Genomic DNA, 20,574 nt, shown 5'->3' with positions numbered 1-20,574 from the left:
CAGTCGCCTCGGCTCATCGGCTGGTCGCGCCAAGGGCTGCGGCGCTCGTGGCCTCGCGTCGCATCCACTGGGCGGCGTGCGCCGGCTCTGCGTGGGTGGTCAGGGCCACCTGGGCGGCGTCGATGGCGGGGACGTCGACGCTGCTGACGAGGGGGTGGGCGGTGCCGCGCCGCGCCTCGTGGGGGGAGAAGAGCTCCTCGCCCAGCTTCTCCCCAGGGCGCAGACCCGTGTAGGTGATCTCGATGTCGCGGCGGCCACTCATCCGGATGAGGGTCTGGGCAACCTCGACGATCTTCACCTGCTCGCCCATGTCGAGGACCATGACCTCGCCGTCGGATCCGATGGACGCTGCCTCGAGCACGAGCTGGCAGGCCTCGGGGATGAGCATGAAGTAACGCTCGACGTCCGGGTGCGTGACGGTGATGGGGCCGCCGCGCTCGATCTGCGCAGTGAAGGCATGCACCACCGAGCCGCGGGAGCCAAGCACGTTGCCGAACCGCACCGAGACGTAGCGGCCGGGCTCACGCCGGGCGAAGTCGGCGGTGAGCCGCTCGGCCACGCGCTTGCTGTAGCCCAGGACGCAGGTCGGGTTGGCGGCCTTGTCGGTTGAGATGTTGACGAACGTGCCGACGCCGACCTCGGCGGCCGCCTGGAGAACGTTGTGGGTCCCGATGACATTGCTCTTCCACGCCTCCATCGGGTTGGCCTCGAGCAGCGGCAGATGCTTGAGGGCGGCTGCATGGAAGACGATGTCGGGGCGGGTCTGGGTGAAGACCTCGCGCATCCGGGCGACGTCGCGGATGTCGGCGAGGACGACGTTGTCGGTGTTGAGCAAGCCATGGCCGTCGAGGCTCAACTGCGTGGATTGCAGGCCCGACTCGTCGCGGTCGAGCATGTACAGCCGCCCCGGACCGAAGGCAGCGATCTGGCGGCAGAGCTCCGAGCCGATCGAGCCGCCCGCGCCGGTCACGAGGATGCTCTTGCGTGCGATCTGGTCGGCGATGACAGCGGTGTCCAGGTCGACCGGACGACGGCCAAGGAGGTCGGCGACGTCGACGTTGCGCAGGTCGCCCGCGGTGGGCCGCCCCCCGATGATGTCCTTGATGGGCGGCAGCGTGAGGACCTGCAGGCCGGCGTCCTCGCCGAGCTGGGTCAGCTCGCGGATCGTGGGAGCCGACGCGAGCGGGAGGGCGATGATGAGCACCTGGGCGTCGTACTTCGCAGCCACCTTCGCCATGTCGTTGCGGGTGCCGCGGACCCGGACGCCCTCGAACCGCAGACGCGCCTTGGCGCGGTCGTCGTCGAGCAGGGCGACCGGGGCGTAGCCGCTGCCCTCGTCGCGGATGAGGCTCCGAGTGAGGCGGCGGCCCGCTTCGCCCGCCCCGAAGATGACGGCGCGCTGCTCCTCCTTGCCGAGGAGCGCCCGCCGCGCGCGCCACGACCGGATGATGAAGCGCGCAGCGAACATGCCGAGCATCGCGAACGCCGGCGCTGTGAAGGGGACGCTGCGGGGAATGGGACCCACGTGTAGGGCGAAGACGAGCGTCAACAGCACCAGCGTGGTCAGCGCGACAGTGCGGCCCACGTCGTAGGTCTCCTCGAACGAACCACGCTCGTGCCCCACTGCGTACGGACCGAAGAGCGTGCCGAAGACGATCTGGGCCACGATCGCGGCGGCCGCGAACCACAGCATGGCCGGGTTGATCGTCTGCTCCAGTCGGAGGTCGAACCGGAACCATGCGGCCAAGAAGACCGCCACTGCCCAGCCGGCGGAGTCGATGAGAGCCCAGGTCCAACGGGTCAGGCGCTCGCGATGCTGACGTCTGCTTGGCGGCATCGCTCGACCTCCCTCTGTCTCCCCGGCAAAACCGTCGGAAGTTTACAGGTGAAACGCGGCACACCCGTGCATCTCGGGTGGTCCGTTCGGGTCGTCTTCAGATTTCCCGCCGCTGCTGACCTGCGAGACCCCCCCGATCAGAGGTCACCCGGGCGTGTCCACCTAAGGGCCAGCTCGCGGTACCAGTCCTGGCACGCGGCATACGAAGGCAGCAGGCCGGCCTCCAGGGCCTCAGCCAACGTCGGGGCGGAGGCGTCCTTGGGGGAGAGCAGCGGCGACTCCATGCCCTCGGGCAGGGTGAGCCCGACCTCGGGGTCGAGCGGGTGGATGCCGTGCTCGCGGCCCGGGTTGTAGGGCGCGGTGACGAGGTACATGGCCGTGGTGTGGTCCTCGAGGGCCACGAACGCGTGGCCCATGCCTTCGGGCAGGTAGACCGCGCGGCGGTCGCGGGTGTCGAGCAGCACCGAGTCCCACTGGCCGAAGGTGGGGGAGCCGACCCGGATGTCGACGACGAAGTCGATGATTGACCCAGTGAGGGCGGTGACGTACTTGGCCTGGGACGGGGGGACGTCGGCGAAGTGGACGCCGCGCACGGTGCCCCGTGAGGAGACCGAGATGTTGGTCTGCACGATGTCGGGGACGTGGCCGATGTGCTCTGCCAGCAGGTCCCCGCGGAAGGACTCCAGGAACCGCCCGCGGTCGTCGGCGATCTGGCGCGGGGTCACCTCGTAGGCGTCCGCGACGGCGAGGGGGCGGATCTGCATCAGGCCGTGACCCGGAAACGTCCCTCGGCCAAAACGCCGTGCAGATAACTGCCGTAGCCGCTCTTTGCCAGCGCGTCCCCGAGGTGCTCGAGCTCGTCGTCGCCCAGCCAGCCGTTGCGCCAGGCGATCTCCTCGACGCAGCCGATCTTGTGGCCCTGACGCTGCTGGACGACGCTCACGAACTGCGAGGCGTCCATCAGCCCCTCGAACGTGCCCGTGTCGAGCCACGCGGTGCCCCGCTCGAGCACCGTGACTCGCAGGGTGCCGCGCTCCAGGTAGGCGTTGTTCACGCTGGTGATCTCGAGCTCGCCCCGGGGGCTGGGCTCGAGTTCCCGGGCGATCTGCACGACGTCGTTGTCGTAGAAGTACAGGCCCGGCACCGCGTAGGAGCTCTTCGGCTCGGCGGGCTTCTCCTCGATCGAGAGCACGCGCCCGTCGGCTGCGAACTCGACGACGCCGTAGGCCGACGGCTCCTGGACGTGGTAGGCGAAGATGTGGCCGCCCGACACGTCGGTGTTGGCCCGGAGGGAAGTGCCGAGCCCGGCGCCGTAGAAGATGTTGTCGCCCAGCACCAGGGCCACCGAGTCGGCCCCGATGAAGTCGGCCCCGATGACGAAGGCCTGGGCGAGGCCCTCGGGGCGCGGCTGCACGGCATACGAGAGCTCGATCCCCCACTGTGAGCCGTCGCCCAGGAGGCGCTCGAACTGGGCCGCGTCCTCGGGCGTGGTGATCACCAGGACTTCGCGGATCCCCGCCATCATCAGCGTCGACAGCGGGTAGTACACCATCGGCTTGTCGTAGATCGGCATGAGCTGCTTGCTGATGCCGAGGGTGATGGGGTGCAGGCGACTGCCCGTGCCGCCGGCGAGGATGATGCCCTTCATGGGACGCACGGTACCGACAACAGCCTCCGATAACCTCATCGCATGAAGGTTCTGGTCACCGGGGGCGCCGGGTTCATCGGCTCCAACTTCGTCATCCGCGCCCGCGGGGTGCGCCCCGACTGGGAGCTCACCGTCCTCGACGCGATGACGTATGCCGCGAACCCCGCCTCGCTCGACCCGGTCGCCGAGGAGGTCCGCGTGGTCAAGGGTTCCGTGACCGACCCCGACCTCGTCGACGAGCTCGTCGCTGCCCACGACCTGGTGGTGCACTTCGCGGCCGACTCGCACAACGACAACAGCCTCGACGACCCCTGGCCCTTCATCGACACGAACATCATCGGCACGTACCAGCTCATCCAGGCGGTGCGCCGGCACGACAAGCGGATCCACCACGTCTCCACCGACGAGGTCTACGGGGAGCTGGAGCTCGACGACCCGGCGCGGTTCACCGAGTCGACCCCGCTCAACCCGTCGAGCCCGTACTCGGCGAGCAAGGCCAGCGCCGACCTGCTGGTGCGGGCATGGATCCGCTCGTTCGGGCTCAAGGCGACCCTGTCCAACTGCTCGAACAACTACGGTCCCCGGCAGCACCCCGAGAAGCTCATCCCGCGCCAGGTCACCGGGATCATCGACGGCATGAAGCCGAAGCTCTACGGCGAGGGGCTCAACGTGCGGGACTGGATCCACGTCGACGACCACAACGACGCGGTGATCGCGATCGTCGAGCAGGGCCGGGTGGGGGAGACCTACCTCATCGGGGCCGACGGCGAGATGAACAACCGGGACGTCGTCGCCCTCATCCTCGAGCTCATGGGCAAGCCGGCCGACTGGTTCGAGCACGTGCCCGACCGCCCGGGCCACGACCTGCGCTACGCCATCGACTCCAGCAAGCTGCGCGCGGAGACGGACTGGCGCCCGGCCCACCCCGACGTCCGGTCCGGGTTGGCCGACACGATCGCCTGGTACGAGGCCAACGAGGACTGGTGGCGTACAGCCAAGGTCGTGGCGGAGACCCGGTACCAGAAGCTGGGGCGCTAGATGACCCGCTGGGCCGTCACCGGCGCGGGTGGGCAGCTCGGACTGGACCTGCAGGTCGCGCTCGCGCTGTCCGGCGTCGACGACAAGTCCGTCACCGCGCTCACCCGCGATGCCCTCGACGTCACCGACCGCGACGCGGTGCGCGAGGCGCTCCGCGGGCACGACGTCGTCGTCAACTGCGCGGCGTACACGAAGGTCGACGCCGCCGAGACGCACGAGGCTGACGCCTTCGCCGTCAACGCCATCGGCGCGGCCAACGTGGCGATCGCCTGCCGGGACGTCGGCGCGAAGCTGGTGCACGTGTCGACCGACTACGTGTTCGCCGGTGACGCCCAGGAGCCCTATGCCGAGGACGCGCCGCTCGCCCCCAGGTCGGCCTACGGCCGTACCAAGGCTGCCGGGGAGTGGGCCGTCCAGGCGCACGACCCCCAGTCCTGGATCGTGCGGACCGCGTGGCTCTACGGAGGCGGCGGCCCCAACTTCGTCAAGACCATGGCCCGGTTGGCAGGCGAGCGCCAGACCGTCTCGGTCGTCGACGACCAGCGTGGCCAGCCCACCTGGACCATGGACGTCGCCGAGGCCATCCTGAGGCTGGTGGCCGAGGGGGCGCCGCGCGGCGTGTGGCACGCCACCAGCCAGGGGGAGACGACGTGGTGCGGGTTCGCGCGGGCGGTCTTCGAGGGGCTGGGGCACGACCCGGACCGGGTGCTGCCCATCAGCACCGCCGGCTACCCCCTCCCGGCGCCGCGTCCGGCCTACTCAGTGCTCGGCCACGACGCGTGGCGGATGGCGCGGCTGCCGCTGCTGCCCCCCTGGCGCGAGAGCCTCGTCAGGGCGCTGCCCGAGGTGGTGGCTCCGGAGGCGTGAGCAGCAGCCCTCCGCACGCGGCCAGGACTGTCAGTGGTCGGCCGTAGCGTTGGTTCATGGCGATCACCCCGCACGTCCTCCCGCACCGGGAGCTGGCCCCGGCGGGTCGGCCCGTGCTGGGCGGCGTGCGGGCTGGACTCGCGGCGGTGCGTGGATCGGTGCCGGAGCGCATCTGGGCGCTGTCCGACGAGGAGGTCTGCGACTCGCTGACCAGCCTGGCCGACCTGGCCACGGCGACCTCGGCCCTCCTCGTCACCGTGCTGGCCGAGGCCAGGCAACGCAGCCTGGGGTCCAGCCAGGGGTGGGACCTGCTCGACTGGGCGCGTGCGCACGCGCCGATGCTGCCGACGCGCACGTTGCTGGACGCGCACGCCGTGGCGAGCGCGGTGGGCGACCTGCGGCTGGAGGCAGTGGTCGAGGCGGTGCGTGCAGGGGCGCGGCCCGACGACCCGGGCGAGGACGGCGCGGCCGTGGGCGGCTCGTGCATCGACGGCTCGGGCACTGACGGCTCTGGCGCGGATGCCACGTCGCGTGATCGCGAAGAGGGTGAGGCGGCATGTTGGGGCTCTGACGCGGTCCTTCCCGTGGGCAAGGCCGCGCAGCTCGTTCGCTTCAACACGGGGGTGCGCGGGCTCGCCGACCCGGCCCAGCTCGAAGGCGCCACCCGGCTCCTGCTGCAGGACTCGTGCGGGCCGCACGGCCTGTCGGAGAAGGACGTCGGCATCGCCGTCCGGCGCACCGCGGACCTTCTGCGCCCCGACCGGCTCGTCGAGCACGAGGCAGACGTGCGTCGGGCCCATCAGTCCCTGGTGAAGAGCAAGGGTCCGTGCGGGCTCTCCAGGTACACCCTGCTGCTCGACGAGGAAGCGGCCGCGGTCGTCGACGCGGCAGTGGACGTCCTGGCCAAGCCCAAGCCTGACGCCGACACAGGGGAGCACGACCCGCGCACGCCGGCCGCCCGGCGGGCCGACGCCCTGGTCGACCTCGTCCGACGCGCTGTCTCCGCGCCGGACGGCCAGCCCAAGCAGCCCAAGACGATGCTGACCGTCACCGTGCCGTTGGAGGTCCTCCAGAGGCGATGTCGAGGCGCCGGTGTCCTGCCGGACGGCTCGCACGTCACGGTCGACACGGTGAGGCGACTGGCCTGTGACGCCCACGTCGTCCCTGCGGTGCTGGGCAGCCACGGTGAGGTGCTCGAGCAGGGCCAGGCGGTGCGGTTGTTCACCCGGCCGCAGCTCCGCCACCTGTGGCAACGAGACAAGCGATGCACCTTTCCTGGCTGCTCGAAGCCGCCAGCCTGGGCGGACGGTCACCACCTCATCCACTGGGCGGACGACGGGCCGAGCGACGTCGACAACGCCGCGCTGCTGTGCCGCGCCCACCACACGGTCGTCCACCGGGAACGCCTCGGCGGTCGGGTCGAGGCAGGCCCGCACGGCCCACGGGTGGTGTGGGACCTCAGGCCTGACTCCTACGACGCGCACCTCGAGGAGTTCCGCGCGGGCCGCAAGAGCGACGGGACGCCGCCCCGACCATGACCCCGCCTTGGACCCCCCCGGACGGTGGGGATCTCGGCATGTCCGCGGTTCGCCTGGCGGCGCGAGAGTGGGCGGAACGTCAGGGGTGAGGGGAGTCGGAGGACGCGTGCCAGCGTCCGCGGCGTCCAGGTGAGGCGCTCTCGGGTGGCGGGTGGCAGGCGTTCAGTGGTCAGCGGAGTCCGGCGAAACGTGCGAGCGCCCGCGGCAGGGAGACCAGACCCCGGGCCCAGCGCCGCGCGTGCAGGGACCACAGCCGGCTCCGCGTGAGGGTTCGTGCCTCATGCGAGCTGACGAGGTACTCGGGCGGCGGCACCAGGGCTCGACGAAGGGTCGCCGGCCTGTCCTTCCACGGCGTGCGGCGAAGCTCGACGAGCCACATGGTCGAGCGGCCGAAGCCACGTTGCCGGGCATGCCAGTCGGCCAGCCGTGGCGCCAGCGACGGGTCGTCGGCGGCCGCCGTGCCCAGGGCCGCGAGCAGCGGTGCGGCCGAGCCCGCCGCTCCGGTCGCTGCCGCGAGGTCGGCCAGTTCGCTCGACGCCGTCGGAGGCCAGTCGTCCGCAGCGGCTGCGATGTGGGCCAGGTCCGCCCTGCTCTGGGGCCTCTCGGGGTCGCGGAGGGCGTGCAGCGCCACGACGAGCGCCTGGCCCAGGTGATCCGGTGACTGCACCTGCCGGCCCGCGATCTCGACCTCAATGCGGCGCGACCACAGGGCGTCGAACACCGCTGCCGGGTCGGCGAGGAAGCCGGGGAAGTTGTAGTGGACGTCGACGTCGCACGGCCACTCGGGGTGGATGTAGTGCGCGGAGTGGTCGAAGGCGAACTCGCCGGCATACCGGAGGGCTCCGAGCCACGATCGGAGCTGCCAGCCGGCCGACTCCATCGCCCGGCACACGGCCTCGAACGAGGCGGGCTCGACCAGCACGTCGACGTCACCTGAGGGGCGTGCCGGCCGGACACCGAGGGCGACGGCAGTGGGTCCCTTGATGAAGAGAGCCCGGGCGGCCGCCTTCTCGGCAAGCCGCGCGACGAGGGCGTGGGCGAGCAGCACGGCCTCGTCCGTGTGGAGCTCCGTGTGCTGCTCCAGGTCACCCTGCGTCACCCGCGCGAGTATGACACCGGCCACGGTGCGCAAGTGCCCGGTCGCACTAGGGTCGACCCATGCTCGCCGTCTACGCGAAGTCCCAGTCACCCGACGACCCGCTGTCCGGCCTGGAGGTGGGGGAGCGTCCCGACCCCACGCCGCGGGAGGGATGGACCACGGTCACGCTGCGGACCGCGGGCCTGAACCACCACGACGTCTGGTCGCTCAAGGGCGTGGGCCTCCCGGCCGACCGGCTGCCGATGGTCCTGGGCTGTGACGGCGCCGGGGTCGACGAGGACGGCAACGAGGTCATCGTCCACGCCGTCGTGCCCAGCGACGGCTGGCAGGGCGACGAGACCCTCGACCCCCGGCGCACGCTGCTGTCCGAGCTGCACGACGGGACCCTGGCCGAGAAGGTGGCGCTGCCGCGGCACAACCTGGTGCCCAAGCCCGAGGGCCTGTCCTGGGAGCACGCCGCCTGCCTCTCCACGGCCTGGCTCACGGCATACCGGATGCTCTTCACCAACGCCGGGCTCACCCCGGGCGCCACCGTCCTCGTGCAGGGTGCCGGCGGCGGGGTGGCCACCGCCCTGGTGCAGCTGGGCGCGGCTGCCGGCTACCGCATGTGGGTCACCTCGCGCGACGAGTCCAAGGGGCAGCGCGCGCTCGAGATCGGCGCGGACCGGGCGTTCGGGAACGGCGAGCGGCTGCCCGAGCGGGTCGACGCCGTCATGGAGACCGTCGGGGCGGCGACCTGGTCGCACTCGGTCAACTCCCTGAACCCCGGGGGCACGATCGTCATCTCCGGGGCGACCTCAGGTGACGCCCCGCCCAAGGCGGAGCTGACCAAGATCTTCTTCAGGCAGCTGCGGGTCGTCGGCTCCACCATGGGCACCCGGCTCGAGCTGGAGCGGCTGGCGCGGTTCGTGGTGCAGCGGGGGATCGAGCCGGTCGTCGACTGCGTCCTGCCGCTCGCCGACGCGCGCACCGGGTTCGAGCGGATGGCGCGCGGCGACGTCTTCGGCAAGGTCGTCTTCACCGTCTCGTGACCGCAGGTGCGCGTCCGCGCGCGCCGGTTTGGTCCGATCTGCCCCGGGTCGACCCCCGAATCGTTCAGGCGCCGTTCAGGAATCCGGCGTATCAAGGGAGCATGAGCGAGCACCCGCACCAGCCACACTCACCGGACGAGGTGATCGACCCCCGGTGGACTCGCTTGATGCGGACCAAACCGGCGACGCCTGCCTCCACGTCCGGCGCCGGGCGCCACCCCCACCTCGGCGACGAGATGCGCGCCATCATCGAGCCGTGGGAGGACGGGCAGCGCACCACCCGCGAGACCCTCAAGGCACTCAAGGACCTCGCCGACGACGCGCTCTGACCGGACGACGCGCTCTGACCGGACGACCCCTCTGAGCCGTACAACGCCCTCAGCGGGGGCTGATCTGCAGCCAGTCGTACCAGCCGTTGTGCAGCACGAGCCACGCGATGAGGCCGTATCCGGCCTGCCCCGGGTGGTGCGGCACGGAGCTGGCCGCGAGGTCGCTCTGCCACTGCTCGTGCCCCAGGAGCGGGCTGAAGCAGTCGACGAACGGCACCCCCCGCCGCGAGCACACGTCGCCCTGCGCCTCGACCAGGACGTCGAGCTTCTCGTTGACCTCCGCGTCGTCGGTGGGTGCCGGGCTGACCACGAAGGTCCCGATGCCCGCGCTCGCCGCGTCGTCGAGGATGTTGGCCAGGTTGAGGCGGTGCCGGGCCAGCGAGACGCCGGCTGCCGCGTCGTTGCCGCCGATCGAGACGACCAGCCGCTTCTCGGACCGGCCGGCCCAGCGCGGTGCGCACTCGGCCTTCCAGCGCCCGAGCAGGTCCGCCGTGGTGTCACCACGGACCCCGAGGTTGTATGCCGTGAGGGCCAGGTCCGGGTGCTGCGTGCGCCCGACGACCCTGGTCACCCAGCCCTGGCCCTTGGGGTCGCCGACCCCCGCCACCATGGATGCGCCGAGGAACACCAGGGCGACGTCGCGCTGCCCCTCGGTGGACACCTGGAACTCGGCGCTCGGGGTGAAGGTCGGTTCGCTCACGCGTCAGTCCTCGTCGTCGTCGAGTCGGGCCAGCCAGGTGGCCAGCCGCTCGACGGGGGTCTCGAATTCGGGGTTGAGGTCCACGAACGTGCGCAGCTGGTCGGCGAGCCACTCGAAGGTGACCTCCTCCTCGCCACGGCGAGCAGCCAGCTCCTCGATGCCACGGTCGGTGAAGTACACGGCTGCAAGGCTACGGGAGGTGACCTGCGCACTTGCGTCAGGCACGCGGCATACCGCCCACGCTGTGCGCGGCGTCGCGGTCCCTGCGGCCACGCGCCCACCCACCCGAAACGCAAAACGGCAGTTGCTGGCGTGAAACGGGGGAGACAACCCGCCGTTTCACGTCAGCAACTGCCGTTTTGCGCAGGGAGGCGACGCCGGCGGACCGGGTCGCCTCCCTCCGTGAGGAGCCTCGGGTCAGCGGGCGAAGGCCGCCGCCACGAGCTCGGCCTGCTGCTCGGCGTGCCGCTTGCTCGAGCCGGTCGCCGGCGAGGCCGAGGCCTTGCGCGACACCACGCTGAGCGGGCGGGTCTCGCCGAGCTCGGCGAGGGCCTGCGGCAGGTTGAGCGCCATGAACGGCCACGCACCCTGGTTGCGCGGCTCGTCCTGCACCCAGACGATCTCGGCGTTCGGGTACTTCGCGAGCTCGGCGGCGATCTCGGCGGCCGGCAGCGGGGCGAGCTGCTCCACCCGGACGATCGCCGTGGCGGTGTCGCCGGCCTTGTCGCGGGCGGCCTCGAGGTCGTAGACCACCTTGCCACTGGCGAGCAGAACCCGGGTCACGGCCGACGCGTCGAGCTGCGCACGGTCGGGCAGGACCGGGCGGAACGTCCCCGAGGTGAAGTCCTCCGGCATGCTCGCAGCGGCCTTGAGCCGCAGCATCGACTTCGGGGTGAAGACGATGAGCGGGCGGCGCGGGCGGGCGTACGCCTGGCGACGCAGCAGGTGGAAGTAGCTCGCCGGCGTCGACGGGTAGGCGATTGTCATGTTGTCCTCGGCGAACATCTGCAGGAACCGCTCGATGCGCGCGGAGGAGTGGTCCGGGCCCTGGCCCTCGTAGCCGTGGGGGAGCAGCAGGACGACGGACGAGCGCTGGCCCCACTTCTGCTCCGAGGACGACACGAACTCGTCGACGATCGTCTGGGCGCCGTTGAAGAAGTCGCCGAACTGCGCCTCCCACAGCACGAGGGCGTCGGGCCGCTCGACCGAGTAGCCGTACTCGAAGCCCATGGCCGCGAACTCGGACAGCAGCGAGTCGTAGACCCAGAACCGGGCCTGGCCCTCGCCGAGGTAGAGCAGCGGCGTCCACTCCTCGGCCGTGGTCTTGTCGATGAGCACGGCGTGGCGCTGGACGAACGTGCCGCGGCGGCTGTCCTGGCCGGCGAGGCGGACCGGGGTGCCCTCCATGAGCAGCGAGCCGAAGGCCAGGAGCTCACCGGTCGCCCAGTCGATGCCGCCCTTGCGGACCGACTCGGCGCGCTTCTCCATGGCCTGCGCCAGCTTCGGGTGGATCGTGAAGCCGGCCGGCGGGTTCACGAACGCGTCACCGATGTGCTGGAGCTGGTCGACCGGGATGGCGGTGTCGGTCGCGGACCGGGTGGTGGTGTCGGCCGACTGCGCGCTCGGCGGCTCGAGGCCCGAGTGGCCCTCGGCGTCGGTGCCGGCCTTCGTCGCGTCCTGCGCGGGCTCGGCCGGCGCCTTGAGCGCCTCCTTGGTCTCGACGAACACCCGCTCGAGCTGCTGCTGGTAGTCGCGCAGCGCCGCCTCGGCGTCCTCCTGGCTGATGTCGCCGCGGCCGATGAGGGCCTCGGTGTACAGCTTGCGGACCGAGCGCTTGGCCTCGATGAGGTTGTACATGAGCGGCTGGGTCATCGACGGGTCGTCGCCCTCGTTGTGGCCACGACGGCGGTAGCACACCATGTCGATGACGACGTCCTTGTTGAACTCCTGCCGGAACTCGTACGCGAGCTCGGCGACCCGGACGCAGGCCTCGGGGTCGTCGCCGTTCACGTGGAAGATCGGCGCCTGGATCATCCGGGCGACATCGGTGGAGTAGGTCGAGGACCGCGAGGCCGACGGCGAGGTCGTGAACCCGACCTGGTTGTTGATGACGATGTGGATCGTCCCGCCGGTGCGGTAGCCGCGCAGCTGCGACAGGTTCAGGGTCTCGGCGACGACACCCTGCCCGGCGAACGCCGCGTCACCGTGCAGCAGCAGCGGCAGCACGGTGAAGTCCTCGCCCGCGAGGTCGAGCCGGTCCTGCTTGGCCCGGGCGATCCCCTCGAGCACCGGGTTGACGGCCTCGAGGTGGGAGGGGTTCGCGGCGAGGTAGACCTTGGTCTTGCTGCCGTCCTCCGCGACGAACTCGCCCTCGGTGCCGAGGTGGTACTTGACGTCACCGGAGCCCTGGACCGACTTGGGGTCCTGCCGACCCTCGAACTCACGGAAGATCTGCCCATAGGACTTGCCCGCGATGTTGGCCAGCACGTTGAGCCGACCGCGGTGCGGCATGCCGATGCAGACCTCGTCCATGCGGTCCGCGGCCGCGCGGCACAGGATGCGGTCGAGCAGCGCGATGACGGACTCGCCGCCCTCGAGGCTGAACCGCTTCTGTCCCACGAACTTGGTCTGCAGGAAGGTCTCGAACGCCTCGGCGGCGTTGAGGCGGCGCAGGATCCGCAGCTGCTCGTCGGGGCCGGGCTTGGCGTAGCCGACCTCGATCTTGGACTGGAGCCAGCGGCGCTGCTCCGGGTCTTGGATGTGCATGTACTCGGTGCCGATGGTGCGGCAGTAGGAGTCGCGCAGGATGCCGAGGATCTTGCGCAGCCGCAGCATCGGCGCACCGCCGAAGCCCCCGGTCGCGAAGTCGCGCTCGAGGTCCCACAGGGTCAGCCCGTGGCTGGTGACGTCGAGGTCGGGGTGGCGGCGCTGGCGGTACTCCAGCGGGTCGGTGTCGGCCATGAGGTGGCCGCGCACGCGGTAGGCGTGGATCAGCTCCTGCACGCGCGCCGTCTTGTTGACGTCGTCGTCGTGGTGGGCCGAGATGTCCTGGACCCAGCGGACCGGCTCGTACGGCAGGCGCAGCGACTCGAAGATCTCGTCGTAGAAGCCGTTCTCGCCGAGCAGCAGCTGGTGCACGATCCGCAGGAAGTCGCCGGACTGCGCGCCCTGGATGATGCGGTGGTCGTAGGTGCTCGTCAGCGTGAGGATCTTGCTGACGGCGTTGCGGTTGATCGTCTCCTGGCTCGCGCCCTGCCACTCGGCGGGGTACTCCAGCGCGCCGACGCCGATGATCGCGCCCTGGCCGGACATGAGCCGCGGCACGGAGTGCACGGTGCCGATGGTGCCGGGGTTGGTCAGCGAGATGGTCGTGCCCTGGAAGTCCTCGACCGTGAGCTTGCCGCTGCGGGCCTTGCGGACGACGTCCTCGTAGGCCGACCAGAAGTGGGCGAAGTCCATCGTCTCGGCGGCCTTGATGCTCGGCACGAGCAGCTGGCGGGTGCCGTCCGGCTTGGCGAGGTCGATCGCGAGGCCGAGGTTGACGTGGCCCGGGACGACGAGCGCGGGCTTGCCGTTCTCCTCGGTGTACCCGTTGTTCATCTCGGGCATGTGGCCCAGTGCCTTGACCAGGGCGTAGCCGATGATGTGCGTGAACGACACCTTGCCGCCGCGCGAGCGGGCGAGGTGGTTGTTGATGACGACGCGGTTGTCGATGAGCAGCTTGGCCGGGACGGCGCGCACGCTCGTGGCCGTCGGGACGCTCAGCGAGGTCTCCATGTTGGTGACGACCCGGGCGCTGGCGCCGCGCAGCGGCTTGACCTCGTCCTGGTGGACGGTGCCGGTCTCCTTGGGGCGCTCGGGGTCGCGCGGCTTGGGCGTCTCCTTGACCGGGGCCTCGCCCTTCTCCTCGCTGCGGGCGGCAGGAGCCTTGTCGGCAGCTGCCTGGTCGGCGGCGGGCTTGTCGGACGCCGGGGCGAGGCTGGCGGGGCGCAGGCCGGTGCTGCTCACGGCGGCCTCCCTGGCGGCGGGCTGCGCGGCGGGGGCGGGCTGCGCGGCGGCGGGTGCGGACCGGGGCGCCGCGGCCGGCTGGGCAGCGGGTGCGGCTGCAGGTGCGGGAGCGGCCGGCGCGGCAGCTGCCGGCTGGGCCGGGGTGGCGGCCGCGGGAGCGGAGGTGCCGGCGGACCGGCCGTTGGCGGAGCCGTTGGACCCCGCGCCGTTCCCCTCGCTGCCCGAACCCGGCTCGTAGCCCTCGAAGAAGGACCACCACGCCTTGTCGACCTGGTTGCGGTCCTGCTTGTACTGCTCATACAGCTCGTCCACGAGCCACTCGTTCGGCCCGAAGGCCGCCAGGGGGTCGTTGGTCGGGGACTGGTCGGGCACGGCGGATACGCCTCTTTCACGGGTAGGCACGGACGCTCACATGGATACGTCCCAGCCTAGCCCTGCCGCCTGCTCACCGCTGCGGTGGGATGGACCCGTTTCGTGCGGCGTCGGACACGTTCGTCCGGGTGTGCCCAGGGCTCACGACGGGTCTGCCGGGGGGACACGACGTCGCGCCTGCCGTGGGACACGACTTCGGGCCACCGAGCCCCCGATCCCTGGTGTGGGACGGGGGCCGAGTGGCCCGAAGTGCGGCCGAAGAGGCGCCGAAGAGGGGTGACCCAGGCTCAGCTGATGTCGCTGCGCGCGGTCCGCCACGAGCCGAAGCCGGCCAGCACCACGGCATACGCGGCGAGGACGAGGGCGGCCACCCACCAGGACAGCGGCTTCACCGCGTTCGCGCCCGTCTGCGTGACGCCGCTGACGATCGCGTTCGTGGCCTGGGTCGGCAGGTACGGGACGATGTGCTCGCGCCCGAACTGCCACAGGCCCAGCAGCACGCCGGCGATCGGCTCGAGGATCCACGCCACGCCCACCGAGATGAGCAGCGCAGCCACCTGGTTGGGGATGAGGATCCCGGCGCCGAGGCCGATGAGGGCCCAGAGCCCGAGGACCAGCAGGCTCAGGGCCAGCGAGCGCAGGATCTCGGTGCCCGGGAACGCGTCGGCCCCGCGGGCGTTGAGCACGATCGCACCCGCGACGACGGAGCCCACGAGCGAGAGCAGCCCATAGAGGGCGCCGATGCCGAGCAGCGCGACCACCTTGGCGCCCATGACCCGACCGCGCCGGGGCGTGCCGAGGAAGGTGCTCGTGATGGTCTTGTGCCGGTACTCCGAGCCGATCTGCATGACGCCGATGACCAGGGTGAGCAGGTAGCCGATGCTGAGGTAGCCGGTGTAGACGCTGTTGGCGACCTGCACCGGGTTGCCGGTCGGCGCACCCCCGCCGGGACCGCCCCCGGTCGCGCCCTTGGTGGTCAGCAGGAAGCCGAAGGCCACGGCGAGGCCCGCGCCGGCGACGAACATGGCGATGGCCATGCCCCACCACATGCGGGTCGTGAAGAACTTGCGGAACTCCGAGCGGATGGCGGCGCTCACTCGGTGCCTCCTTCCTGCCCGGCGAGGGCGCCCCGCTCGGGAGCGGCCGCCGATCCGAGGTTGCGGTTGGTGCCCTCGGTCAGCTGGAAGAACAGCGCCTCGAGGTCGGTGTGGGCCTGGCGCAGCTCGTACAGCGGCAGGCCGGCGCGCAGGGCGACGTCGCCGATGAGCCGCATGTCGTCGGTGGCGGCCATGAGGGCGCCGTCCTCGACGTGGGTCGTGACGTCGGCGACGCGCAGGGCACCGGCGAGGGCGTCGTTGTCCGAGGTGCGCACGACGACCTGGCTGTCACCGTGCAGGTCGGCCATGGCCCCCTGCTTGACCAGGCGGCCGTTGCTGATGATGACGACGTCGTCGACGGTCTGCTCGACCTCCTGCAGCATGTGGCTGGAGATCAGGATCGTCTTGCCCTGGCCGGCGAGGTGTCGCAGGAAGCCGCGCAGCCAGCGGATGCCCTCGGGGTCGAGGCCGTTCGCGGGCTCGTCGAGGATGAGCACCCGGGGGTCGCCGAGGAGGGCGGCGGCCAGGCCGAGGCGCTGGCGCATGCCCATCGAGTAGCCGCCGGCGCGCTTGCGGGCGGCGGCCGGTATGCCGACCAGCTCGAGCATCTCGTCGACGCGCGCAGTGCTGACGCCCGCGGTGTCGGCCAGGACCCGCAGGTGGTCGCGACCGGTGCGGCCGGGGTGGAAGTTCGTCGCCTCCAGCGCCGAGCCGACGACGGACATCGGCGTCTCGATGTCCTGGTAGCGGTGCCCGTCGATGGTCGCGGAGCCGCCGGACGGGCGGATCAGGCCCAGCAGCATGCGCAGGGTCGTGGTCTTGCCCGCGCCGTTCGGTCCGAGGAAGCCGGTGATCCGCCCGGGCTCCACGGAGAAGGAGAGGTGGTCGACGGCGGTGAAGTCGCCGAACCGCTTGGTCAGGTCCTGCACGTCGATGCGTGCGCCGGTCCCCGTGCTCGTCGTGGTCGTCGTGGTCGTCATGTGTCCCCCGGTCCAGATGCCATGCCGGCATCCTCCCAACTCACGCAGGGGGAGGGTCAACCCGGTTGTGGCCCCGGCGTGGCGCGACCGGGCCGGGCCGGCGACCCTAGGATGGCCGCACTATGACCGAGTGGTTGGGGGTCCTCGCCGGGGTCGGGCTGACCGTGGGCACGGCGGTCTTCGTGGCCACCGAGTTCAGCCTCGTCGCCCTCGACCGGCCCGCGGTGCAGAAGGCGTCGGACGCCGGGGACGCGCGCGCGACGGTGGTGCTGGGCTCGCTGCGGCGGCTGTCGACGCAGCTGTCCGCGGCGCAGGTCGGGATCACCCTGACGACTCTGGTCCTCGGCTTCATCGCCACCCCGTCGCTGGGCGTGCTGCTGGAGACGCCGCTGCGAGCCCTCGGGCTGCGGGGCAGCACCCTCGACTCCGTCGCCGCGGTCCTGGCCCTCACCGTCGCCACCCTGTTCTCGATGGTGTTCGGCGAGCTCCTGCCGCAGTTCCTCGGCATCTCCGCGCCGCTGCCCACCGCCAAGGTCGTCGCCGGCCCGGTGCGGGTGTTCGCCGTCGTGGCCCGGCCCCTCATCGCGGTGCTCAACGGCTCGGCGAACCTGTTCCTGCGCTCCCTCGGCGTCACCCCGCAGGAGGAGCTCTCCGGGGCGCGCACCCCGCAGGAGCTGGCCTCGCTCGTCCGGCACTCCGCCGAGGCGGGCACCCTCGACGCCGGCACCGCGCGCCTCGTGACCAAGTCCCTCGGCTTCGGCGAGCAGACCGCCGCGGACGTGATGAGCCCCCGCGCCCGCGCCACCTCGATCGAGCGCACGGCCACCGCCGAGGACGTCGTCCGGCTCGCGCGGCGCACCGGGCACTCGCGCTTCCCCGTCACCGGCGAGGACTGGGACGACATCGACGGCGTGGTCCACGTGAAGAAGGCCATCGCCGTCCCGCACGAGCGCCGCCCCGACGTGCCGGTGTCGGCGCTCATGGTGCCCCCGCTGCTGGTCCCCGAGACGATCCGCCTGGACCCGCTCCTGCTCATGCTGCGCGGGCAGGGGCTGCAGCTGGCCATCGTCGTGGACGAGTACGGCGGGACCGCGGGCATCGTGACGCTCGAGGACGTCGTCGAGGAGATCGTCGGCGAGGTGTCCGACGAGCACGACGTCTTCCGCACCACCGGCCGCGAGCTCACCGACGGGTCCTGGACGGTCCCCGGCCTGTGGCGCCCGGACGAGGTCCGCGAGCGGCTCGGGGCGGACGTCCCGGACGGGCCGGCATACGAGACCACGGGCGGCTTCGTCATGGCGGAGCTGGGCCGCATCCCGGTGGTGGGCGACACCGTGTCCATCCCCGGGTGGGAGGTCTCGGTCGTGGCGATGGACGGCATGCGCGCCGACCGGCTGCGCTTCGTGCCGGTGCGCGGGGACGAGCCGGCCGTCGACGGCGACGCCGCCGCTGCCGGTGACACCACCCGGCAGGGGGAGGGGCGATGAGCGCCTGGGCCGTGGTCGTCACGGTGCTCCTCCTGCTGCTCAACGCCTTCTTCGTGGGCGCCGAGTTCGCGGCGATGGCGGCCCGGCGCTCGCAGCTCGAGCCGCTCGCGGCGGCGGGCTCGCGGCGGGCGCGGACCTGCCTCGACGCGCTGGAGCAGATGGGCTCCATGCTCGCGTGCGCCCAGCTCGGCATCACCGTCTGCTCGGTGCTGCTCGGTGCGATCTCCGAGGCCGCGCTCCACCACGCCCTCGAGCCGGTCGTCAGGCTCCTCGGCCTGCCCACCGGTGTCGCGGACGGGCTCGCCCTGGCCCTCGCCCTGCTCGTCGTCGTCTACCTGCACGTCGTCGTCGGCGAGATGATCCCCAAGAACCTCGCCATCGCCGGCCCCGAGCGGGCGGCACTCCTGCTCGTGCCCGTGCTCATGTCGGTCACCCGGGTCCTGCGACCGGTCATCACCGTCATGGAACGGATCGCCAAGTCGCTGGTCCGGCTCTTCCGGGTCGAGCCCAAGGACGAGATCGCCTCCACGTTCACCGTCGAGGAGGTCGAGAGCATCCTCGCCGAGAGCCACCACGAGGGGCTGATCGAGGAGGGGCAGCAGTTCCTCGTCGGCGCGGCCCTCGAGTTCAGCGACAAGGACGCCGTCGACGTGGCGGTGCCGCTCTCCGAGCTCGTCACCCTGCCGCTGACCGCGACGCCGGACGACGTCGAGCGGCTCGTGGCCAAGCGGGGCTTCTCGCGGTACCCGCTCGTCAACCGGGCCGGTGCGCTCGCGGGTTACCTCCACCTCAAGGACGTCCTGTATGCCGACGAGTCCGAGCGCGACATCGCCGTGCCGGTCAAGCGCGTGCGCAAGCTCGCGACGGTGCAGGAGTCGGACGAGGTCGAGGAGGTGCTGCGCACGATGCAGCGCACCGGGGCGCACCTGGCCAGGGTCGTCGACCCGGAGGGCTCGGACGTGGGCGTCGTGTTCCTCGAGGACGTCATCGAGGAGCTCGTCGGCGAGGTCGCCGACGCCTCCCAGCGCTGACCGCACCCGTTGCTAGCAGGTCCGCATCGTGGGCGGCACCATCACCTGGCGGAGGACAACTCGGGACGAACCTCCCCCAACGTCGGGGAATCTCTCGCCTCTTCGGCCCGCCGGCCCGGTCGAGGGGCTAGCCTCCGACGCGCAGGGAGATCGTGAGGCTTCTCCATGAGAACAGTTTCTGTCCCCAGGTACGGCATCGTGCTCGGCGTCATCGCGGCGCTGACCGTACCCACCCTCGGCGTCGCGGCGGCGGTCGCCCACCCGAAGGACCGGTCCGCGGCGCACGCGCGCCGGACCACGCCACCGCCGCGCAGGCACCACCACCCGACCACCACCACCTCGTCGACGTCGAGCACGACCTCGTCGACGAGCTCGAGCTCGTCGACCTCGAGCACCAGCTCGACGTCCTCGAGCACCTTACCCACCTCGACGTCGTCGACGAGCTCGACCACCACGTCGACGACGTCGTCGACCACGACACCGGTCGGCACGATGCCGACCCCGACCGGCGTCGTGTACTCCGACCACATCGCCCAGTGGAACGTGCTGTGCACCGCCGACCACTTCGCCAAGGACGACCCGATCGTCTTCCCCGGCGCGCCGGGCGCCTCACACATGCACACCTTCTACGCGAACCGGTCCACGAACGCGTACACCACCCTCGCCAGCCTCTCCGCGAGCTCGCCGTCGAGCTGTGGCCGGGGAATGGGCACCAGCGACCTCTCTGCGTACTGGGTGCCGTCCCTCATGAGGAAGAACGCCGACGGCACGACCTCCGTGTACCAGGGAGACCAGGTCAACGTCGTATACTACCGCCGCGCCGGTGGCGGTCGCGGCCCGGGAGTCCTGCCGTTCCCGAAGGGCCTGCGGATGGTCGCGGGCAACGCCAAGGCCACCTCGGACCAGTCGCTGTCGATCGTCCAGTGGGACTGCGGGAGCGGCGGGCTCGAGAGCCCGCACATGTACCAGTGCCCGGCCGACCCCTCGCACGAGATCCACGCGTCGCTGGTCTTCCCGAGCTGTTGGGACGGCGTGCACCTCGACAGTGCGGACCACAAGTCGCACATGGCGTATGCCGCGGCGGACGGCACGTGCCCGGCCGACCACCCCGTGTCGCTGCCCGAGATCACCTTCGAGGTCGACTTCCCGGGTGTCTACGGTGGATCGGACTGGTCCCTGGCCAGCGGCGGCATCTACTCGCTGCACGGCGACTTCTTCGCCGACTGGGACAACCAGGTTCAGAACGCGCTCGTCTCGGCCTGCCTCAACAACCCGCACGAGTGCGGCGACATGAACCGTGACGGCACGACCCTGTTCCGGCCGGAATACGACCCGGAGCCCATCACGATCGACATGACGAAGTACCCCACCACCTCGCCGTGGGACGGCAGCAACCTCCAGCAGCCCACCCCGACGTCGTCTTCGACGACGATGGTGATGTCGGGGATGGGGCACTGACGCCGGGGGACCGGCACCCCCCGGCGCGGGGACGGCCCTGCCGCTCCCGGCCAC

The 20,574-nt window shown here is 71.4% G+C and carries 18 protein-coding genes; 8 read left to right on the top strand and 10 right to left on the bottom strand.

Going from position 1 to position 20,574, the window contains the following annotated elements; genetic code table 11:
- Positions 1–13 precede the first annotated feature (13 nt).
- The 3 genes from ACFUC1_RS06870 to rfbA all read right to left on the bottom strand — a co-directional run bounded on the left by ACFUC1_RS06870 (position 14) and on the right by rfbA (position 3,485).
- Positions 14–1,747: a polysaccharide biosynthesis protein gene (locus tag ACFUC1_RS06870; protein ID WP_379117989.1), complete on the bottom strand. Its 1,734-nt coding sequence runs from the start codon at positions 1,745–1,747 to the stop codon at positions 14–16.
- A 227-nt stretch (positions 1,748–1,974) separates the two neighbouring features.
- Positions 1,975–2,601 (bottom strand): dTDP-4-dehydrorhamnose 3,5-epimerase family protein, encoded by a 627-nt coding sequence (locus ACFUC1_RS06865; protein ID WP_379117987.1) that lies wholly within the window; start codon positions 2,599–2,601, stop codon positions 1,975–1,977.
- Complete coding sequence (gene rfbA, locus ACFUC1_RS06860; RefSeq protein ID WP_379117985.1) at positions 2,601–3,485, bottom strand: glucose-1-phosphate thymidylyltransferase RfbA; 885 nt, start codon at positions 3,483–3,485, stop codon at positions 2,601–2,603. Before rfbA ends, ACFUC1_RS06865 begins: the two co-directional genes overlap by 1 nt.
- Before the next feature lie 42 nt (positions 3,486–3,527).
- Here rfbA and rfbB point away from each other — a divergent pair, with 42 nt between their 5' ends.
- The 3 genes from rfbB to ACFUC1_RS06845 are packed head-to-tail and all read left to right on the top strand — an operon-like array spanning position 3,528 to position 6,928.
- Positions 3,528–4,523, top strand: coding sequence for a dTDP-glucose 4,6-dehydratase (gene rfbB, locus ACFUC1_RS06855; RefSeq protein WP_379117983.1), 996 nt, complete (start codon positions 3,528–3,530; stop codon positions 4,521–4,523).
- Positions 4,524–5,390 carry a dTDP-4-dehydrorhamnose reductase gene (gene rfbD / locus ACFUC1_RS06850; RefSeq protein WP_379117981.1) on the top strand — a complete coding sequence of 289 codons (867 nt, stop codon included), beginning with the start codon at positions 4,524–4,526 and terminating at the stop codon, positions 5,388–5,390.
- Positions 5,391–5,446: 56 nt separating this feature from the next.
- Positions 5,447–6,928 carry a DUF222 domain-containing protein gene (locus ACFUC1_RS06845; protein WP_379117979.1) on the top strand — a complete coding sequence of 494 codons (1,482 nt, stop codon included), beginning with the start codon at positions 5,447–5,449 and terminating at the stop codon, positions 6,926–6,928.
- A 169-nt stretch (positions 6,929–7,097) separates the two neighbouring features.
- On the opposite strand, the gene ACFUC1_RS06840 is transcribed toward ACFUC1_RS06845, so the two are convergent.
- Entirely contained in the window at positions 7,098–8,027 is a 930-nt protein-coding gene (locus ACFUC1_RS06840; protein WP_379117977.1) for a nucleotidyltransferase family protein, read from the bottom strand.
- 59 nt (positions 8,028–8,086) lie between these two features.
- Between ACFUC1_RS06840 and ACFUC1_RS06835 the strand changes: the two genes are divergently transcribed.
- Both ACFUC1_RS06835 and ACFUC1_RS06830 read left to right on the top strand, forming a co-directional pair.
- Positions 8,087–9,058, top strand: coding sequence for a zinc-binding dehydrogenase (locus ACFUC1_RS06835; RefSeq protein ID WP_379117975.1), 972 nt, complete (start codon positions 8,087–8,089; stop codon positions 9,056–9,058).
- A gap of 167 nt (positions 9,059–9,225) precedes the next feature.
- Positions 9,226–9,387: a hypothetical protein gene (locus ACFUC1_RS06830; RefSeq protein WP_379117973.1), complete on the top strand. Its 162-nt coding sequence runs from the start codon at positions 9,226–9,228 to the stop codon at positions 9,385–9,387.
- 49 nt (positions 9,388–9,436) lie between these two features.
- On the opposite strand, the gene ACFUC1_RS06825 is transcribed toward ACFUC1_RS06830, so the two are convergent.
- The 5 genes from ACFUC1_RS06825 to ACFUC1_RS06805 all read right to left on the bottom strand — a co-directional run bounded on the left by ACFUC1_RS06825 (position 9,437) and on the right by ACFUC1_RS06805 (position 16,544).
- A complete protein-coding gene (locus tag ACFUC1_RS06825) occupies positions 9,437–10,087 on the bottom strand; it encodes a GDSL-type esterase/lipase family protein (RefSeq protein WP_379117971.1) in 651 nt (216 codons plus the stop codon).
- A gap of 3 nt (positions 10,088–10,090) precedes the next feature.
- Complete coding sequence (locus tag ACFUC1_RS06820; protein ID WP_310154928.1) at positions 10,091–10,267, bottom strand: DUF6104 family protein; 177 nt, start codon at positions 10,265–10,267, stop codon at positions 10,091–10,093.
- Between the two features lie 237 nt (positions 10,268–10,504).
- Complete coding sequence (locus ACFUC1_RS06815) at positions 10,505–14,467, bottom strand: multifunctional oxoglutarate decarboxylase/oxoglutarate dehydrogenase thiamine pyrophosphate-binding subunit/dihydrolipoyllysine-residue succinyltransferase subunit (RefSeq protein WP_379117968.1); 3,963 nt, start codon at positions 14,465–14,467, stop codon at positions 10,505–10,507.
- 287 nt (positions 14,468–14,754) lie between these two features.
- Complete coding sequence (locus tag ACFUC1_RS06810) at positions 14,755–15,564, bottom strand: ABC transporter permease (protein WP_379117966.1); 810 nt, start codon at positions 15,562–15,564, stop codon at positions 14,755–14,757.
- Positions 15,561–16,544, bottom strand: coding sequence for an ABC transporter ATP-binding protein (locus tag ACFUC1_RS06805; protein WP_379117964.1), 984 nt, complete (start codon positions 16,542–16,544; stop codon positions 15,561–15,563). Before ACFUC1_RS06805 ends, ACFUC1_RS06810 begins: the two co-directional genes overlap by 4 nt.
- A 122-nt stretch (positions 16,545–16,666) precedes the next feature.
- On the opposite strand from ACFUC1_RS06805, the gene ACFUC1_RS06800 reads away from it, so the two are divergent.
- The gene (locus ACFUC1_RS06800; RefSeq protein WP_379117962.1) at positions 16,667–18,031 is read left to right on the top strand and encodes a hemolysin family protein; all 1,365 of its coding nucleotides are present in this window, start codon (positions 16,667–16,669) and stop codon (positions 18,029–18,031) included.
- Positions 18,028–19,062: a hemolysin family protein gene (locus ACFUC1_RS06795; protein WP_379117960.1), complete on the top strand. Its 1,035-nt coding sequence runs from the start codon at positions 18,028–18,030 to the stop codon at positions 19,060–19,062. Before ACFUC1_RS06800 ends, ACFUC1_RS06795 begins: the two co-directional genes overlap by 4 nt.
- 41 nt (positions 19,063–19,103) lie before the next feature.
- Here ACFUC1_RS06795 and ACFUC1_RS06790 read toward each other — a convergent pair whose 3' ends face one another.
- Positions 19,104–19,553, bottom strand: coding sequence for a hypothetical protein (locus ACFUC1_RS06790; protein WP_379117958.1), 450 nt, complete (start codon positions 19,551–19,553; stop codon positions 19,104–19,106).
- A gap of 1 nt (position 19,554) precedes the next feature.
- Between ACFUC1_RS06790 and ACFUC1_RS06785 the strand changes: the two genes are divergently transcribed.
- A complete protein-coding gene (locus tag ACFUC1_RS06785; protein WP_379117956.1) occupies positions 19,555–20,520 on the top strand; it encodes a DUF1996 domain-containing protein in 966 nt (321 codons plus the stop codon).
- Positions 20,521–20,574 lie beyond the last annotated feature (54 nt).

The sequence above is a fragment of the Pedococcus sp. NPDC057267 genome (assembly GCF_042668795.1).
Taxonomy (GTDB): domain Bacteria; phylum Actinomycetota; class Actinomycetes; order Actinomycetales; family Dermatophilaceae; genus Pedococcus.
Note: the sequence above shows the minus strand (reverse complement) of the source record. Positions and strands in the feature narration are given on the sequence as shown.

What these genes read in the sequence shown, in the direction of transcription:
- ACFUC1_RS06865 (WP_379117987.1), bottom strand. Translation starts at nt 2,601, where the DNA reads ATGCAGATCCGCCCCCTCGCCGTCGCGGACGCCTACGAGGTGACCCCG.
- rfbA (WP_379117985.1), bottom strand. Translation starts at nt 3,485, where the DNA reads ATGAAGGGCATCATCCTCGCCGGCGGCACGGGCAGTCGCCTGCACCCC.
- rfbB (WP_379117983.1), top strand. Translation starts at nt 3,528, where the DNA reads ATGAAGGTTCTGGTCACCGGGGGCGCCGGGTTCATCGGCTCCAACTTC.
- rfbD (WP_379117981.1), top strand. Translation starts at nt 4,524, where the DNA reads ATGACCCGCTGGGCCGTCACCGGCGCGGGTGGGCAGCTCGGACTGGAC.
- ACFUC1_RS06845 (WP_379117979.1), top strand. Translation starts at nt 5,447, where the DNA reads ATGGCGATCACCCCGCACGTCCTCCCGCACCGGGAGCTGGCCCCGGCG.
- ACFUC1_RS06835 (WP_379117975.1), top strand. Translation starts at nt 8,087, where the DNA reads ATGCTCGCCGTCTACGCGAAGTCCCAGTCACCCGACGACCCGCTGTCC.
- ACFUC1_RS06830 (WP_379117973.1), top strand. Translation starts at nt 9,226, where the DNA reads ATGCGGACCAAACCGGCGACGCCTGCCTCCACGTCCGGCGCCGGGCGC.
- ACFUC1_RS06805 (WP_379117964.1), bottom strand. Translation starts at nt 16,544, where the DNA reads ATGACGACCACGACGACCACGACGAGCACGGGGACCGGCGCACGCATC.
- ACFUC1_RS06800 (WP_379117962.1), top strand. Translation starts at nt 16,667, where the DNA reads ATGACCGAGTGGTTGGGGGTCCTCGCCGGGGTCGGGCTGACCGTGGGC.
- ACFUC1_RS06795 (WP_379117960.1), top strand. Translation starts at nt 18,028, where the DNA reads ATGAGCGCCTGGGCCGTGGTCGTCACGGTGCTCCTCCTGCTGCTCAAC.
- ACFUC1_RS06785 (WP_379117956.1), top strand. Translation starts at nt 19,555, where the DNA reads ATGCCGACCCCGACCGGCGTCGTGTACTCCGACCACATCGCCCAGTGG.